The following is a 17,643-nucleotide window of genomic DNA, read 5'->3' as shown; positions in this document are numbered from 1 at the left end:
GCCCCCAGCTCTAGTTAGCCCCCGCTTGCGGGAAGCGCCTCCGGCACCAGCGCCAGGTTCATGATCGCCGCCAGGCCCCACTGCGCCGTGCCGTTGGTCGTGACGCCCGCCGCCTCGTCGATCGGGTTGAGCACGGCCGGGCCGTCGAAGCGCTTGGTGGCGGTCGACAGGTTCAGGTCCTCGACCACGCCCCGGCCGAAGAACTCCGTCCAGGTCCGCTCGGCCAGCGCCTTGTCGCCCAGCCGCCAGGCCGCGTAGGCCGTCAGCCGCGAGTGGCCCTGGCGCAGGCCGTTGGCGCCCAGCGTCTGGCCGAACTGGGCCGTCTGATCTTCGCGCGAGGCGTTGTACCAGCGGCAATAGTCCAGCCAGGCCTTGTCGTAGGCGGGCTCGCGGATCAGGGCCAGCATCTCGACATGGATCTCGGGGGCGCCGAACGCGGCGTTCAGGTGCGAGACCGCCAGGCGGTCGCCCGTCCCGGAGAACTTGCCCGTCTTGACGTCATAGGTGGCGCTGCCGGCGAACCACTGCTTCTGCAACGCCGCGATGGTTTGCATGCCGTCCACGATGCGCTTACGCCAACGCGGGTCGCCGGTGCGCTCCCACTCGGTGAACCAGGCCCCGCACAGCGAGCTCCAGTCGGTGCCGAACGAGGCGCGGATCTCGCCCTTGGGCCAGGCGTCGTTTTGCAGCTTGCGGCCGATATTGACCCGGGTCAGGGCCTCGTCGCCGTCGAGCAGGTCGCGCATCAGGTCGCCCACCCGCTCGTCGGCGGTCAGGTAGTAGTAGATGCGGCGGTAGATGGCGTTGCTGACCCGGGGCTGCTTGGAGCTGTCGCCCCAGTGCTGCACGCCGTGCCGGGTGCCCAGGCCCCGGTAGGGACCCACGTGATAGACGTCGACCTCGCCGGTGTGGCGGGTCATGGCCTCGGCCATGCGGAACACGTCGGCCCGGCCGCCGCGCAGGAAGCTCAGCCACAGCCACAGGTCGGTCGAGAGTTCGGAATTGTCCCAGGCGAAGCCGCCGATGTCATAGCGCCAGACGTGGCGGTCGACGTCGTAGCTGTGCATGAAATCGCCGTAGTCCCAGAACCCGTACCAGCGGCGCTGCTCGATCTGGCCGAGATAGTAGTTCAGCAGCTGGTCCTGGCGGTCCTCTATCCGGGTCTTCAGGGGCGTGCCCCGGTCGGGCAGGCTCCAGGCGCCCAGCACGCCGGCGGCGTGGATCCGCTCGGGCGTCGCCATCAGTCGGGGCGGCTGGTCGTTCAGCTGGGCCATCCGCGGGAAGGCGTCGCGGGCGGGCGTGGCGTCCAGGGCCCACAGCCGCAGCTCGGTGGTGCGGGCCACGCCGGTGGGCGTGCCCCAGTTCTTTTCGTAGTCCTCGTAGGTGATGTTGAGGCCTTCGGTCTCCTGGGCGTGGGTCTCCATGCCCAGGCCGTCGTGATAGAAGCGGGTGTCCATCACCGGGGCGTCGGGCGACCACAGCCAGGCGGTCAGCTTGGCGACCTCGCCGGCGGCGCCGCGGATCTCCAGAGCGGTCGGCGGGGCGCGCCAGAAATTGCCCAGGCCGATCGCCGCCCCGCCGCTGGCGCCGCCGACATAGGCCACGCCGGTGGCCCGCTGGCCGCCGTCGGCGTGGATCCAGGCATGGCCGGGCGCGGTGCGCTTGCGGATCGTGAAGCCGTCGGCCGTCGGCTGCGACAGCAGGAAGTCGCCCCAGTTGGGGATCAGGTGCAGGCCCGCGCGGACCGGGGCGGGCATCTGGTCGGCGGGCGGGGTCTTCGCGCCGGCGATCTGGGCGTCGCGGAACGCCTTGCCGGTGTCGCGGCGCAGGCCGGTCAGCGGCTTGACCGCCTCGGCCCATAGGCCTGCGTCCTGGCCGGTGAAACGGACATGGCGGTCGTACAGTTCGTCGGCCATCGGCACGTCGGCGGTCACGCCCAGGCCGCAGACGAAGTCCTTGGCGGCGCCCCCGTCGAAGATGAAGGTGTGCATCATCCGCAGCGAATCCGCGCCGGCATAGGCGTAGAACCGCACGATGAACGGCGCCCAGGCGCGGTCGGCGTTCTTGTGGCGGCCCTCGACGCGGATCACCGCGCGGACCGGGCCGGTCTGCTCGACCGTGACCTTGTCGAGCACGCTCTCGAAGGTCTTGCGGGCCACCGGCGTCTGGTCGATCTCGGGCGCGTCCTGGGTCTGCAGCACCAGGCGCACGTTGCGCAGCACCTCGCGGCCGCCCCGGGTGGCCGAGGCGATCAGGGCCGAGCCGTCGCGGGGGAAGCGCCAGGTCGCCGGGCCGGTCGAGACCTCGACGGCCGCCGGGCTTTCCGTCACCCGGACGCCGGCGTCCGGACCCGGCTTGCCGGACTCGATCGTCAGGCGCTCGCCGAACTCGCCCGCCCCGACCGCGTGAGCCGTCCACTTCAGCGAGCCATCGGGCCAGTAGGCGAGGGGCCAGGTCTGCAGGGGCACGGCCGCGCCGTCGGCCGACTTGGCGCGGAAAGTCTGCTTGCGGGAGTGCAAGCCCTGCGGCCATGGCGTGCCCCAGGTCTGGCCGGCGTTCAGGGCCGGCGGCTTGCCGTCGATCCAGCGGATGTCGGTCGGCGGCATGGCGCGCGCGCCCTTCGACGGGGGAGCGGCCAGGGCCGGGCTCGACAGGCCGGCCAGGGCTCCGGCCAAGGTGGTTTGCACCAGCACGTCGCGTCGTGTGGGGATGGTCATGGCCGCTTCTCCCTGCGCACGCCGTCATCGGCGTCAACGGCCGGGCAGCGCGATCTTGCCAGCGACGCTAATTCCATATTCTGTGACGTCAATCCATTTTGTGAGATATGTGGGAGGGCGTCATGGCGCGGTTTGGAGCACGGTTCCTAGGGTTGGCGCTGTGCGCGGGGCTGGCCTGGCCGGCGGCGGCCACGCCGCGTCCGGTCTGGAGCGGCTCGTGGGCGACGGCGGTGGTCGCGACGGATGCGGCCAACCTGCCCGCGCCTCAGGGCGAGATCACGATCCGCCAGGTGGTGAGGCTGGGCGCGGGCGGACCGCGCCTGAGGCTGCGGCTGGCCAACACCTTCGGGACCGCGCCGCTGCGGATCGACGGCGCGCGGGTGGCGCTGGCGGGCGCTCCAAGCGGCTCGGCGATCGTGGCGGGGACCGATCGGGCCGTGACCTTCGACGGTCAGGCCGGCGTGACCATTCCGCCCGGCGCGACGTGGCTGTCCGACCCCGTGGCCTTGCCGGTCGAGGGGCTCGCGCGACTGGCCGTCAGCCTGCGCCTGCCCGAGGCTCCGCGCCAGGCGACCGTGCACCGCTCGGCCCGCACCACGGCCTTCGTCGTCGCCGGCGACCAACTGGCCGCGCCCGAGCTGGCGGGCGCAGCCACCTTCACCCAGTGGGCGCAACTGGCGGGCGTCGACGTGGAGCGGTCGGGCGGCGCGGCGATCGTGACCCTGGGCGACTCGATCACCGATGGCTCAGGGGCGGGCGTCGATGTCTACGAACGCTGGCCCGACGTGCTGGCCGCGCGACTGCAGGCCGATCCACGCACCAGCAACATCTCGGTGCTGAACGTCGGCATCGGCGGCAACAAGATGCTGAAGGACGGCAGCGGTCAGGCGGCCCTGGCGCGCCTGGATCGCGATGTCCTGGCTCAGCCCGGCGTCAAGACCCTGGTGATGCTGATCGGGATCAACGACATAGGCGGCTTGTCGCGTGAGGGCGAGGTGACCTCGGAGAAGCGCGCGGCGGTGGTGGCGGGGCTGATCGCCGGCTACCGCCAACTGATCGTCCGCGCGCACGAGCGCGGGATCCGGGTGGTGGGCGCGACGATCCTGCCGTGCGGGGGCACCAAGGTTTACCGCTCGGACGCGGACGCGGACGCCGATCGCCAGGCCGTGAACGCCTGGATTCGAGGCTCGGGCCTCTTCGATGCGGTCATCGACTTCGATCGGGTGACCCGCGACCCGGCGCATCCCGAGCGCCTGCTGCCGGCCTATGATTCCGGCGACCAGCTGCATCCGTCGCCGGCGGGGTATCGGGCGATGGGCGAGGCGGTGTCGATCGAGGCGCTGTTGGGGGCGGTGGCGAAGCGTTAGGGCCGATCGACCCAGGCGCGATCCTTCAATTTCTCCGTCATTCCCGCCCTTGTGGCGGGAACCCCTGGTTCAGCTGACGGTGAAATGCTTTGGCGCGCTAGCGCGCCACCCCCTTGCACCTGCGGCGGATAGAGGGGTTCCCGCCACAAGGGCGGGAATGACGGATGGAAAGGATGGCGAGAAGTTTGGTCGAGCGATGTCGATAATCTAAGCCCCGCAGCTTTCCCGCACGATCAGGTCCGTCGACAACCGCTCGGGCCGGTGGTCGCCGTCGGCGTCGAGCACTCGGGACACCAGCAGGCGGCCGGCCTTGTAGGTGTCCTGCTTGATGGTGCTCAGCGCCGGGGTCGACAGGCGGCTGAGCAGCATGTCGTCATAGCCGACCACCGAGACGTCCTCGGGCACCCGCATGCCGGCCCGGCGCAGGGCGCGGATGGCGCCCAGGGCGATCAGGTCGCTGGAGGCGAAGATCGCGTCGAACGCCACCTTGCGGCGGACCAGGGTGTGGACGGCGGCCTCGGCCGACTCCAGCTCGAAATCGACCGGGCAGATCAGGGCCGGATCGGCCTCCAGCCCGCTTTCCTTGAGCGCTTCCAGATAGCCGGCCCGGCGCTGCAGGGCCTCTGGTTCGGTTTCGCCGAGGAAGACGATGCGCTTGCGGCCCAGCCGCGCCAGGTGCGAGGTCGCCCGCCGGCCGCCCAGCAGGTTGTCCGAGCCGATCGAGCAGTATTTCTGGCCCTGCATCTGGGCGCCCCAGACCGCGAAGCGGGCGTCGGCCTCGGCCAGTTGGTTGAAGGCCTCGTGCAGGGTGCTCTGGCCCAGGAAGATCACGCCGTCGGCGCGGCTGGTGGTGGTGACCGTCAGCAGGTCCTCGAAACTGGCGGGCGAGGTGTGGCTGACCGTGAAGTCGCAACCCCGGTCGCGCGCCGCCTCGCCGATGCTGGCCAGCAGCTCCAGGAAGAACGGGTGCGACAGCGGCAGGGGCCGGCCGTGGGTGCGCGGCGTGACGATGGCGATCGAGCCCTCCGACCCGATCGGCCCCGCCGGCATGTAGCGGCGGAACGGATAGTCGTGCTCCTTGGCCAGCGCCCAGATCCGCTGCTTGGTGCGGGTGCTGATCGACGGATGGTCGTTGAGCGCCCGCGAGACGGTCGACGCGGAGACGCCCGACAGCTTCGCCAGATCATCCAGCGTCGTGCTGTTGTTGCTACCGCTGCCCATTGCGTCCAGATACTGTCAGGAGAACCACGTTCTTCGCCTTAATGCACATCGAAGAGAACCCTTTGCAAGGCAAGCGCCAAGACTTCGCCCGGCGATGTGGGACCCGCGCCGCATGACCAAGGCGAGGCTGTCCTTTTCGCAAATCTGGAACATGTGTTGCGGTCTGTTCGGGGTCCAGATCGTCTGGGGCCTGCAGAACGTCAACACCAGCCGGATCTTCCAGACGCTTGGCGCGGACGTCAACGAACTGGCCATCCTGTGGATCGCCGCCCCGGCCACCGGCCTGCTGGTCCAGCCGATCATCGGCCACCTCAGCGACCGCACCTGGGGACGGCTCGGTCGTCGCCGGCCCTATCTGTTCTACGGCTCGATCCTGACGGCGGTGTCGCTGTTCCTGATGCCCAACGCCTCCAGCGTGCTGACCGCCAGCCTGATGCTGTGGGTGCTGAGCGCCTCGATCAATGTGGCCATGGAGCCGTTCCGGGCCTTCGTCGCCGACACCCTGCCCGAGGAGCAGCGCACCACCGGTTTCGCCATGCAGGTGTTCTTCATCGGCGCGGGGGCGGTGTTCGCCTCGGCCCTGCCGTGGGCCCTGACTCACTGGTTCGGCGTCTCGGGCCAGGCCGCGCCCGGCCACCTGCCGCGCTCGGTCCACGTGGCCTTCTATGTGGGCGGCGTCACCCTGTTGGCGGCGGTGATGTGGACGGTCTTCACCACCCGCGAGCACCCTCCCGAAACCCTGGCCGACGGCGCGCGCGTCCTGCCCGAGCACCGCACGCCCAGCGCCGAGGGCGCGGCCCTGATGCTGAAGAGCGGGGCGCTGTGGACGATCGCCGGCCTGGTGGCCTGCGCCGCGGCCTTCATCAGCGACTGGGCGCGCGAGATCTATGTGCTGGCCGCCTTCGCCATCGCCTTCGGCGCCGCCCAGCTGGCCGCCACCTGGCTGCGGCGGCAGGGCAAGGCGTCGCTGGGCGTGCTGGAGGTGGTCGAGGACATGCTGCACATGCCCCAGGTGCTGATCCGCCTGGCGGTGGTTCAGTTCTTCACCTGGTTTGGACTGTTCGCCATGTGGATCTACACCACGCCCGCGGTGACCGCCCGGCACTACGGCGCGACCGATCCGGCCTCGGCGGCCTACAACCAGGGGGCCGACTGGGTGGGGGTGCTGTTCGCCGGCTACAATGGGGTGGCCGCCCTGGTCGCCCTGCTGCTGCCAGCCCTGGCGGCGCGGATCGGCCTGCGGGCCAGCCACGCCCTGTGCCTGGCTATGGGCGCCCTGGGTTTCGTGGGCTTCGTGCTGATCGACGACCCGGCCCTGCTGTGGATCCCGATCGTCGGCATCGGCATCGCCTGGGCCTCGATCCTGTCGGCGCCCTACGACATGCTGTCCAGCGCCGTGCCGCCCCACAAGATGGGCGTCTATATGGGCATCCATAACCTGTTCCTGGTGCTGCCCCAGCTGATCGCCGCCACCGTGCTGGGACCGGTGGTCGGGCGCCTGTTCAAGGGCGAGGCGATCCTGGCCCTGGGCCTGGCGGCGGGCGCCTTCGCCCTGGCCGCGGTCAGCGCCCTGTTCATCCGCGATCCCGTCCGCGCGCCGCGAAGCGTGGCCGCCCACTAGCCGGCGGGTCCCGCCTGAAAAGGCCGGGAGCAAAGCTTGCGCGCGCATCTTGAGACTCGCAGGCATCCCGCTGTCCTCGAAAGTTACGCAAGAATTGCGTAAATCGAACGCCGCCGCAAGATCGGAATCGGCGCCGCATCGTTCCAAAAATGCCACAACGACGGATTCAGGCCGAAAGTTACCGCTAACGGCCCCGTATTTGGCAGAACAACGCTATTGCGCTCGGCGCAAAAGAACGCAAGATTGCGCAAGTCGAGCGATTGAGCGCGGCGCGGGGGCTTATCCGCGTCTGGGTTGGAGCGCTCGGCGCCGCAAATCTTGCGAGGGCCGATCCGAGGGGTGAGGCGCTGGCGGCGGAACGACAACGGCGAACGCCGCGACGAAAAGAAGGGGAGGGGACAAGGGGCCACGAGCGGCTCGGTCGGGGTGACCGAACGCTCACCGTGTCGAAGCCGGCTCACGAGCCGCCGCGCGACCAAGGATCATTCAACGGAATTCACGGTTCGGCGCCGCCCCGAGGATCTTCTTGGGGAAGGGGACGGGCCACGAGTGCAGGGGTCTCCGCGACGCTCCGGGAAGGGCGCGCGGCTTCATCAAAAAACACCCGCGCGACCAAGGCGCGGGCAGAAAATCAGGGAGAACGGGATGAGCAAGTTCAGTTTCGGCCGCACGCTTGACCAGGGAGGGCGCAAGGCGTTCCTGCGCGGCGGCGTTTCGCTGATCGCGCTAACCGCGATGGGGGTCGCCATGGGCGCGGCCGCGCCGGCCCTCGCGCAAGACAAGGACGCCGCGGTGGTCGACGAAGTCGTCGTCATCGGCGTGCGCCAGTCGCTGGCCACCTCGCAGCAGATCAAGAAGAACGCCGACACCGTGGTCGACTCGATCACCGCCACCGACATCGGCGCCTTCCCCGACAAGTCGGTCGCCGAAGCGCTGCAGCGCGTGCCGGGCATCACGGTGTCCCGCCTGCAGTCCAGCGACGACAGCTCGCACTTCTCGGCCGAACCGGCCGGGGTCCTGATCCGCGGCCTGACCCAGGTCCGCACCGAGTTCAACGGCCGCGACAGCTTCTCGGCCGACGCCGCGCGGGGCTTGAATTTCAACGACATCTCGCCGGAACTGATGGCCGGGGTCGACAGCTACAAGAACCAGACGGCCGAGATGATCGAGGGCGGCATCGCCGGCACGGTCAACCTGCGCACCCGCCTGCCGTTCGACGGCAAGGACCAGGTGATCTCGCTCTCGGGCAAGGCCAACTACGGCAACCGCTCCGAGAAGGTCACCTACGAATATTCGGGCATCGTCAGCAAGACCTGGGACGTCGACTTCGGCCGCATCGGCGTCATGGCCGACTACGCCTATTCGCACGTGCTGACCCAGACCGAAGGCGTGGTGATGCAGCGCATCGGCACGTTCTGCTCGGCCGGCATGAACGACATCACCGGCAAGGCGATCGTCAGCGCCGACGGCTCGATCCCGTGTACGGCCAACCCCTACGGCGGCACGGGCTGGCGCTACATCCCCGATCAGGTGAACTACTCGCAGGTCGAATACGACCGGGTCCGCAAGGGCACGGCCCTGGCGTTCCAGTTCGAGAACAACGACCGCACCGTCCGCTTCAAGGCCCAGTACAACGACTCCAAGTACAAGAACGCCTGGCTCGAGCGCAGCGTGAACGTGGTCGGATTCGGCCTGTGGGCCGCCCCGGCCTATTCGCCCCAGACCACGGCCTATCTCGCCCCGGCCCAGGGCTCGCCGGCCTTCACCTTCGGCCCGGACGGCATGCTGACCTCGGGCATCCTGACCCAACCGACCGGTGACTGGGGCTCCAGCACCCAGGACAACATCAACCGCGGCTCGGCGGTCCCCGGCCAGCCCTTCGTCAATTACTGCGGCGGCATTCCGGCCTGCGCCACCCAGCGCCAGGGCCTGTATATCGAGAACCAGGCCCGCAACTTCGATCACTCCGAAGGCACGCGCGACATCTCGGCCAACCTGCAGTGGGATGTCAGCGACCGCCTGCACACCAGCTTCGACGTCCAGTACATCGACGCCGAGACCAACAATTACGACATCCTGGTCGCCAACCGCACGATGGCCGACGCCCAGTACAAGGTGAACGGCGACGGCACGCCGCAGATCACCCTGCAGCCGGGCTCGAACGTCAACTACGCGCCGGGCTTCCTGTCGAACCCGCACAACTACTGGATCCCGTTCATCCAGGACCACTATGAGGACAACGACGCCACCGAACTGGCCCTGCGGGCCGACGGCGAATACCAGTTCGCCGACGGTGGCTGGCTGAACTCGCTGAAGGTCGGGGTGCGCTACGCCGACCGCAAGCAGAAGGTCCGCTACTCGACCTACAACTGGTCGCCGGTGGCCGCGCCTTGGAACTGCAACGGCCCGGGCTTCAACATCGACAACACCACGCCTCAAGCCTATCCGGCCGCCTGCGGCCACGCGGGGGCCTTCCAGGGTTACGGCGCCGGCATCTGGAGCGTCGCCGGCCTCGGCGATTTCTATAACGGCAAGGTGTTCCCCAACAACGACCTGGTGTTCCTGAGCAAGGCCACGCTGGCCGACCACGACGGGCTGATCAAGGCGCTCAGCGGCGCGACGACCAATTCGCCGATGGCCTGGACCCCGCTGTGCCAGCGCGCCAGCAACACCGAGGGCTGCTTCACCGATCCCGAGATCGTCGATGTCGAGGAAGAGACCATGGCGGCCTACGCCATGCTGCGCTTCGGCGGCGAGGACATGACGATCTTCAACGGCGTCACCGTCCAGGGCAATGTCGGCCTGCGCTTCGTCGAGACCAAGACCACCAGCTCGGGCGGCGTCGCCTTCCCGACCAACGTTTGGTACACCTCGGCCGCGACCACGCCGTGTTCGGCGCCGCTGGGTCCCAACTCGGTCACCAACATCTCGTGCTGGCTGACGCCGAACCTGCTGAACTTCAGCAACGGCGGCGGCGCGGCCAACGACTTCGCCGGCAAGAACCACAACTGGCTGCCCAGCTTCAACGTGCGGTTCGGTCTCGACGACAAGAGCTTCATCCGCTTCGCCGCCTCGCGGGCGATGTCGCGGCCGGACTTCGGCCTGCTGCGCAACTTCGTCGCCGTCCAGACCCCGGCCCTCAACACCTCGCCGGACTCGCCGTACGTGATCTACAGCTCGCCGACCGCGGCCCACATCCCGGCCAACGTCACCGGCTATAACTTCCAATTCAACGCCGACTCCGGTTTCGGCGCGCTGAAGCCGATCACCGCCGACCAGTTCGACCTGGCCTTCGAGCACTACTTCAACGAAAGCAGCTCGTTCAGCTTCGACCTCTTCTACAAGAAGCTGAACGGCAGCATCGCCTACGGCGAGTTCCTGCGCTCGTTCACCAACAACGGCGTGACCCAGAACGTTCTGGTGCGCGGCCCGCGCAACGGCAACGGCGGCGGCGAGCTGAAGGGCTTCGAGGTCGCCTACCAGACCTTCTTCGACTTCCTGCCCAGCCCGTGGGACGGCCTGGGGATGCAGGCCAACTACACCCACACCAAGCAGGAGGGGATCAGCAACTCCAACCTGGCCACCCAGCCGGGCTACGCGGCCGGCGGCACCGTCGCCTTCGGCGGCGGGCTGCAGGTCAACGGCGCGGTCATGGACAGCCACCGCCTGGCCGGCATCTCGGACGACTCCTACAACCTGGTGGGTCTGTACGAGAAAGGCCCGATCGCCATGCGCCTGGCCTACAGCTACCGCTCGTCGTTCCTGACCAACAACCTCGACTGCTGCATCGGCCTGCCGATCTATCAGAAGGGGACGGGCTTCCTGGACGGCTCGATCCGCTACCAGGTCAACAACAACATCGAAGTGTCGCTGGACGGCTCCAACCTCCTCGACACCAAGACGGTGTTCCAGCAGCAGGTCTTCGGCGACTCGGCCCTGACCCCCGGCGCCAAGCCGGTGAAACTCGACTCGTCGTGGATCCGCAACGATCGCCGCGTCCAGCTGGGCATTCGCTTCAAGTACTAGTCCCGATCGGGCGACGCCGTCGCGGAGGTTCCGCGGCGGCGTATGCTCCGGCGTAAACGGGAGGCCAGGATCATGCAGACAGACCAAACCAAGGCCCTGAAGGTCGTCATCGTCGGCGGCGGCACGGCCGGCTGGATGTGCGCGGCCGGGCTGGCGCGGCTGCTGGATCCCAAGGCCTATGRCGTCACCCTGATCGAGTCCGACGAGATCGCCACGGTGGGCGTCGGCGAAGCCACCCTGCCGCACATCAAGACCTACAACGACATGCTGGGGATCGACGAGGCGCAGTTCCTGCGCGAGACCCAGGGGACCATCAAGCTGGGCATCGAGTTCCGCGACTGGAACCAGGCCGGCGACCGCTACATCCACCCGTTCGGCACGTTCGGCGAACCGTGGAACGGCGTCGACTTCGAACACCATTGGGCGCGGGCCAAGCTGGCCGGACGCCGGGTCGCGCCGCTGCAGGCCTATTCCTACGCCGTGGCCGCGTGCCGGGCGAACGCCTTTGAATTCCCCAACCAGGACGACAAGTCGATCCGCTCGACCTACGCCTACGCCTACCATTTCGACGCCAGCCTCTATGCGGGCTTCCTGCGCCGCTGGGCGACGGCGCGCGGCGTGACCCGGATCGAGGGCATGGTCGCCGACATCGCCCGCGACAGCGCCTCGGGCCATGTCGCCGCGCTGAGCCTGAAGTCGGGCGCGACTCTCCAAGGCGACCTGTTCATCGACTGCACCGGCTTCCGCTCGCTGCTGCTGGGCGGGCAGATGGAGGTGGCGTGGCAGGACTGGGCCCAGTGGCTGCCCTGCGATCGCGCCCTGGCCGTGCCGTGCAAGACCGGCGGCGACGGCCTGACGCCCTACACCCGGGCCAGCGCGGATGTCGGCGGCTGGCGCTGGCGCATTCCGCTGCAGCACCGCACGGGCAACGGCTATGTGTTCTCCAGCGCCTTCCTTGACGAGGACCAGGCCCGCGAAACTTTGCTGGCCAAGCTGGACGGCGAGGCGCTGGACGAGCCCCGGCTGCTGCGGTTCAAGGCCGGCCGCCGCGTGCGTGGCTGGAGCGGCAACGTCGTGGCCATGGGTCTGGCCAGCGGCTTCCTGGAGCCCCTGGAATCGACCAGCATCTTCCTGATCCAGGCCGCCGTGATCGACCTGGTCAACCTGATGCCGACGCCCGGCGAAGGCGACCGCATGGACCCCCGGCTGGTCGCCGAGTTCAACCGCCTGTTCGAGATCCAGTACGACCGGATCCGCGATTTCCTGATCCTGCACTACCGCGCCAACAGCCGGTTCGGTCAGCCCCTGTGGGACCATGTGCGGACCATGGCCATCCCCGACAGCCTGGCCGCGAAGCTTGAGTTATTTGAGCGCCGCGCGGCCCTGCCGGACTACAAGTACGGCCTGTTCTCGCGCGACAGCTGGCTGTCGGTGCTGGAGGGGCAGGGCCTGACGCCGCGCGCCTATGACCGCCTGGCCGAAAGCCTGCCGCTCGACGAGCTGGAGGCCAAGCTGGCCGACCTGAAGACCCGCATCGACAGCAATGTCGCGACCATGACCTCGCACGCCGACTTCCTGGCCCGCTATGCGCCTGGCGCCGGCGCGCAGGCGGTCCTGACCCCGGCGGTGGCCTGATGGGCGCGCCCAGCAGCATCGTCGTCGTCGGTCGCGACGCGGCCCTGTGGCTGTCGGCCTGCGTGCTGCGCCAGGCCCTGCGTCCGGCGGGCGTCGGCGTCACCGCCGTCGAGCTGCCCACCCGCCTGGGCGCGGCCGACGTCCATGCCAGCCTGCCGCCGCTGGAGGCCCTGCACGGCCTGCTGCGGATCGACGAGGCGGCCCTGCTCCGTGCGACGCGCGGCGCCTTCTCGCTGGGCCAGAACTTCGCCGACGTCTCGGGCGCGACCCCGGCCTTCTTCCACGCCCACGGCGCCTATGGCGCGCCGATCGACAACCGCGACTTCTTCCCGTTCTGGCTGAAGGCGAGCGCTCTTGGATTGGCGGTGGCGCTGGACGAGTTCTCGCTGACGGCCGCCGCCGCCCGGCAGGGGCGCATCTTGCTGCCGGACGAGGAGACCGAGGTCTTCGGCCGCGCCGACTACGGCTACCACCTGCCGGCCATGGCCTACGCCGCCAGCCTCAAGACCCTGGCGGGCCGACTGGGCGTGGAGATGCACCAGGCCCTGGCCGTCGCGCCGACCCTGGACGCGGACGGCGAGATCGCCGCCCTGGACCTCGGCGAAGGCCGCTGCATCGGGGGCGACTTCTTCATCGACACCACGGGGTCCGATGCCGTCCTGATGACCGCCCTGGGCGTGGCCCGCGAAAGCTGGCGCGCGTTCTTCCCCGCCGACCGGGTCCTGCGGGCCCAGGGGCCGCGTTTTGAGTCTCTGCCGCCCTATGCCGACATCCGGGCCTGGGCGCGTGGCTGGGTGGGGCTCTATCCGAGCCAGGCCCACACCCACGTGCTGCAGGTCTATGCCGGCGATCTGTGCACGGACGACCAGGCGCTGGAGCTGGCCGGCCGCATCGCCGGCCAGGCCCTGACCGACGCCGTCGTTTCCGTCAGCGACCCCGGCCGTCGCGACCAGGCCTGGGCCGGCAACTGCGTCGCCATCGGCGAGGCGGCCTGCGCCTTCGATCCTGTGCACGGCGTCGAGCTGCAAGCCGTGCAACTGGGCCTGGTCCACCTGCTGACCCTGTTCCCGGTAGCGGGGGACTTCGCCGCCGAGCGCGCCGAGTACAACGCCACCCTGCGCGACGTCTACGAGCGCCTGCGCGACTTCCAATCGGCCCACTACGTCGCCAACCGCTACGCCAAGGCCCCGTTCTGGGAGCGGGCCCGCGCGGCCACCGCTTCGGACGTGCTGGCCCACAAGATCGCCACCTTCCAGGCGCGCGGCGAGATCCCGCCGTCCGAGCACGAGACCTTCGTCGCCGACAGCTGGCGGGCCCTGCTGACCGGCCACGGCCTGACGCCCGAGACCTATGCGCCGATGATCGACCGCACGGCGCCCGAGACCATGAAGGGCGAGTTCCGGCGCATCCTCTCCTTCATCAAGGAACAGGTGCTGAAGCAGCCGACCCACGACCTCTATCTGGAAAGCGTCTGCTGATGGACGGCGGCGGCGTGATCCCTAAAGCGACGGGGGGCGAGAGCCTCGACATCGACGCCCTGCCGCGCGTGGCGGCGGTGTCGCGGCCGTCGTCGGCGGGCTTCGACGCCATTGTCCAGGCCGAGCGGCCGGTGGTGATCCAGGGCCTGCTCGACGTCTGGCCCGCTCTGGCCGCCGGACGTCGCGGACCCGCCGCCCTGAACGCCTATCTCAAGGCCATGGACACCGGCGCGCCGGCCCCGGTCATGGAGGCCCCCGCCGCCACCGGCGGCCGCTTCGGCTATGGCGCGGACCTGCGCGAGTTCGCCTTCTCCAAGCGTCAGGCCGGGATCAGCGAGACCCTGGACCGGATCGAGCGCCTGCTGGGCGATCCGGCCGCGCCGTTCGTGGCCATCCAGATGCTGCCCCTGGCCAGCCATCTGCCCGCGTTCATCCGCCAGAACCCGACTCCGCTGCTGCCGCCCCGGGTCATGCCGCGTCTGTGGATCGGCGGCGCCGTGCGCACCCAGACCCACAACGACCGCGACCACAACCTGGCCTGCGTGATCGCCGGCCGCCGCCGCTTCGTGCTGTTCCCGCCGACCCAGGTCGCCAACCTCTATGTCGGTCCGCTGGACAATCCGCCGCCGCTGTCGCTGGTCGATCCCGAGGCTCCGGACCTGGCGCGCTTCCCCCGCTATCGCGACGCCCACGCGGCCGGAGAGGTCGCCTGGCTGGAGCCGGGCGACGCGCTGTTCGTGCCGAAATACTGGTGGCACCACGTCACCTCGCTCGAACCCTACAACGCCATGGTCAACTGGTGGTGGGGCGATACGGGCGCCGGGCTGGAGCGGGCCAACGATGTCTTCCTGACCGCGCTTCTGGCCTTCAAGGACCTGCCGCCCGGCGAGCGCGCCTACTGGAAGGCGATGTTCGAGGCCTATGTCTTCGCCGAGGACGGCGAGGCGACCGCCCACCTGCCGGACGCCCTGAAGGGCGCGCTGGGGCCGATGAGCCCGTCGTTCCGTGAAGCGCTCAAGCGCCAGCTGAAGATGGCCTTCCTGAAGGGCGGCGCATGACCGTGGCGCTGACCGCTCCGCCCCTGCTGATCGGGCCCCGGATCCGGGTCCAGCTGCAACATGTCAGCCAGGAGCGCCAGCCGCTGTTGGTCGTCGACGACGTGCTGGCCGATCCGGACGCGATGATCGACGCCGCCCGCGAGGCCGGCTTCTACACGCCCGAGCACACCCACTATCCGGGCCTGAACGCGCCCCTCCCGGAGTCGTATTACCGCACGGTGGTCACCGCCCTGCGCGGTCCGATCGCCGCCGCGTTCGGCCTGAGCAGCGACGCCTATCTGAAGTATTTCGGCTTCTTCGCCCTGGCGACCACCTCGGTCCGCGAGGCCCAGCCGATCCAGAAGATCCCGCACCACGACGGGCCCGATCCCCAGCGGCTGGCCATGGTCCATTACCTGTGCCGGGGCGACCACGGCGGCACCGGTTTTTTCCGCCACAAGGCCACGGGCTTCGAGAGCGTCGACCGTGATCGTGAGGGCGCCTATGTCGATATCGCCCAGGCCCAGATGACCGCGCGCGGCGTCGGCGCGGCCGTCTATGCCGGCGCCGACATGGCCGACTACGAGCTGATCGGCCGGGCCGACTGCGTGTTCAATCGGCTGATCGTCTATCGCAATCACGTCCTGCACTCGGCCCTGCTGGGACCCAGCGCGGGCAGCGCCGATCCCGGTGAGGGGCGCCTGACCGCCAACGGCTTCATCGAGGCGGTGAAACTCTGATGCGCCGCCCTCATCCCCTTTTCGTCGCCAGCCTTTGCCCCATTTGGGCTTGGGCGACGAGACAAGTCCTCCCCTGCGTCTCGGTTCTGGCCTGCGGAGCCGAGACGCCCTTTTTTCTTCTGACGAAAGAGACTGTTCGATGATGTTGCGAACCCCGGCCCTGTTCGGCGCCCTGCTCGGCGCCCTGGCCGCCCCGGCTTTCGCCCAGGCCGCTGACCGCGAATGCGCGCAGTCGCCGGGCAAGGTGATCGAGGTCTGCGTGTTCGCCAAGGACGGCGAGGCCTTCTACGAGGTGTCGCGCGGCGGCAAACTTGTCCTGGCCCCCGCGCCGCTGGGCCTGACCTTCGCCGGCGAGCCCGCCGCACGGATCACCGCCCTGACCGGCGCCAAGCGCGCCGTGTCCGACACCACCTGGGAGCAGCCCTGGGGCGAGCAGCGGACGATCCGCGACAACCATTCGGAGCTGACCGTCTCGCTGGCCGGCGACACGGCGCTGAACAAGACCTTCGACGTGACCTTCCGGCTGTTCGATGACGGCCTGGGCTTCCGCTACGCCTACGGCGCCATTCCGGCCGGGACGAGCGTCGCCGTCACCGACGAGCGCACCGTCTTCAAGCCCGTCGGCGCCTATGACGCCTGGTGGTACGAGGGCCTGGGCCAGGAGCGCGACGAGTACCTCTACAAGCAGACCGACGCCCGCCGGATCACCCTGGCTGAGACGCCGCTAACCCTGAAGCGTACGGATGCGGCCAAGGGAGAAGGAGGCCTGTACCTGTCGTTCCACGAGGCGGCCCTCGTGGACTTCCCCAGCATGCTGCTGGCCGGCGACGGTTCTGGCGAGCTGAAGGCCCGGCTGATGCCGTGGCAGGACGGGATCCTGGCCAAGAAGACCGGCCCCTTCACCACCCCCTGGCGCACGGTGCTGATCGGCGAGACCGCCGGCGCCCTGGCCGACAGCCGGCTGGAGCTGAACCTCAACGAGCCCAGCAAGATCGCCGACACCTCGTGGATCAAGCCGGGCAAGTATGTCGGCATCTGGTGGGAGATGCACCTGGAGCGGTCCACCTGGGGCAGCGGTCCCAAGCACGGCGCCAACACCGCCAACACCAAGCGCTACATGGACTTCGCGGCCAAGTATGGCTTCGACGGCGTGCTGGTGGAAGGCTGGAACGAGGGCTGGGACGGCGACTGGATCAGCCATGGCGAGACGTTCAGCTTCACCAAGGCCTATCCGGACTTCGACCTCAAAGGCGTCACCGACTACGGCAAGGCCAAGGGCGTCAAGCTGATCGGCCATAACGAGACGGCCGGGGCGGTGCCCAACTACGAGGCCCAGCTGGAAGACGCCATGGCGCTGTATGAGAGCGTCGGCATCTCGCAGGTGAAGACCGGCTATGTCCGCCACAGCGGCACGATCATCGACCAGGCGGGCGAGAAGCAATGGTTCGCCGGCCAGTACATGGTGCGCCACAATCTGCACGCCGCCCAGGTGGCCGCCGCGCACCACATCTCGATCGACGCCCACGAGCCGGTCAAGGACACCGGCCTGCGCCGCACCTGGCCCAACATGCTCAGCCGCGAAGGCGCGCGGGGCCAGGAGTTCAACGCCTGGGGCAACCCGACCAACCCGCCCGAGCACACGGTGATCCTGCCGTTCACGCGGATGCTGGCCGGGCCGATGGACTTCACGCCGGGCATCTTCGACGTGGTGCACGGCAAGGCCGACCTGACCCGGCGCGGCCAGTCGACCCTGGCGGTGCAGCTGGCCCTGTACGTGGTGCTGTACAGCCCGATCCAGATG

General features: G+C 69.2%; 10 protein-coding genes and 1 pseudogene. 8 read left to right on the top strand and 3 right to left on the bottom strand.

The features are described 5' to 3' along the window. Positions 1-14: 14 nt before the first annotated feature. The gene (locus AC1DZ6_RS03925; protein ID WP_477095887.1) at positions 15-2,717 is read right to left on the bottom strand and encodes an exo-rhamnogalacturonan lyase family protein; all 2,703 of its coding nucleotides are present in this window, start codon (positions 2,715-2,717) and stop codon (positions 15-17) included. A gap of 122 nt (positions 2,718-2,839) precedes the next feature. Here AC1DZ6_RS03925 and AC1DZ6_RS03920 point away from each other — a divergent pair, with 122 nt between their 5' ends. Then, positions 2,840-4,084 (top strand): SGNH/GDSL hydrolase family protein, encoded by a 1,245-nt coding sequence (locus AC1DZ6_RS03920; protein ID WP_477095886.1) that lies wholly within the window; start codon positions 2,840-2,842, stop codon positions 4,082-4,084. A 35-nt stretch (positions 4,085-4,119) separates the two neighbouring features. Here the strand turns inward: AC1DZ6_RS03920 and AC1DZ6_RS03915 are convergent. Continuing rightward, positions 4,120-4,248: pseudogene (locus tag AC1DZ6_RS03915) on the bottom strand (hypothetical protein); the annotation flags it as partial. Positions 4,249-4,291: 43 nt separating this feature from the next. Beyond that, positions 4,292-5,305 carry a LacI family DNA-binding transcriptional regulator gene (locus tag AC1DZ6_RS03910; protein ID WP_477095885.1) on the bottom strand — a complete coding sequence of 338 codons (1,014 nt, stop codon included), beginning with the start codon at positions 5,303-5,305 and terminating at the stop codon, positions 4,292-4,294. Between the two features lie 112 nt (positions 5,306-5,417). On the opposite strand from AC1DZ6_RS03910, the gene AC1DZ6_RS03905 reads away from it, so the two are divergent. From AC1DZ6_RS03905 to AC1DZ6_RS03875, 7 genes are all read left to right on the top strand, one after another. After that, complete coding sequence (locus AC1DZ6_RS03905) at positions 5,418-6,926, top strand: MFS transporter (protein ID WP_477095884.1); 1,509 nt, start codon at positions 5,418-5,420, stop codon at positions 6,924-6,926. Between the two features lie 645 nt (positions 6,927-7,571). Then, positions 7,572-10,952 carry a TonB-dependent receptor gene (locus AC1DZ6_RS03900; RefSeq protein ID WP_477095883.1) on the top strand — a complete coding sequence of 1,127 codons (3,381 nt, stop codon included), beginning with the start codon at positions 7,572-7,574 and terminating at the stop codon, positions 10,950-10,952. A 72-nt stretch (positions 10,953-11,024) separates the two neighbouring features. Then, positions 11,025-12,587, top strand: coding sequence for a tryptophan halogenase family protein (locus AC1DZ6_RS03895; protein WP_477095882.1), 1,563 nt, complete (start codon positions 11,025-11,027; stop codon positions 12,585-12,587). Beyond that, positions 12,587-14,065 carry a tryptophan 7-halogenase gene (locus tag AC1DZ6_RS03890; RefSeq protein WP_477095881.1) on the top strand — a complete coding sequence of 493 codons (1,479 nt, stop codon included), beginning with the start codon at positions 12,587-12,589 and terminating at the stop codon, positions 14,063-14,065. The genes AC1DZ6_RS03895 and AC1DZ6_RS03890 overlap by 1 nt, the downstream gene beginning before the upstream one ends. After that, the gene (locus AC1DZ6_RS03885; protein WP_477095880.1) at positions 14,065-15,123 is read left to right on the top strand and encodes a cupin-like domain-containing protein; all 1,059 of its coding nucleotides are present in this window, start codon (positions 14,065-14,067) and stop codon (positions 15,121-15,123) included. Before AC1DZ6_RS03890 ends, AC1DZ6_RS03885 begins: the two co-directional genes overlap by 1 nt. Continuing rightward, positions 15,120-15,842 carry a DUF6445 family protein gene (locus AC1DZ6_RS03880; RefSeq protein WP_477095879.1) on the top strand — a complete coding sequence of 241 codons (723 nt, stop codon included), beginning with the start codon at positions 15,120-15,122 and terminating at the stop codon, positions 15,840-15,842. The genes AC1DZ6_RS03885 and AC1DZ6_RS03880 overlap by 4 nt, the downstream gene beginning before the upstream one ends. Before the next feature lie 139 nt (positions 15,843-15,981). Continuing rightward, a partial coding sequence (locus tag AC1DZ6_RS03875; RefSeq protein WP_477095878.1) for a glycoside hydrolase family 97 catalytic domain-containing protein occupies positions 15,982-17,643 on the top strand: 1,662 nt, incomplete at its 3' end.

The organism is Caulobacter sp. P1_B12_2, from assembly GCF_056406675.1.
Note: the sequence above shows the minus strand (reverse complement) of the source record. Positions and strands in the feature narration are given on the sequence as shown.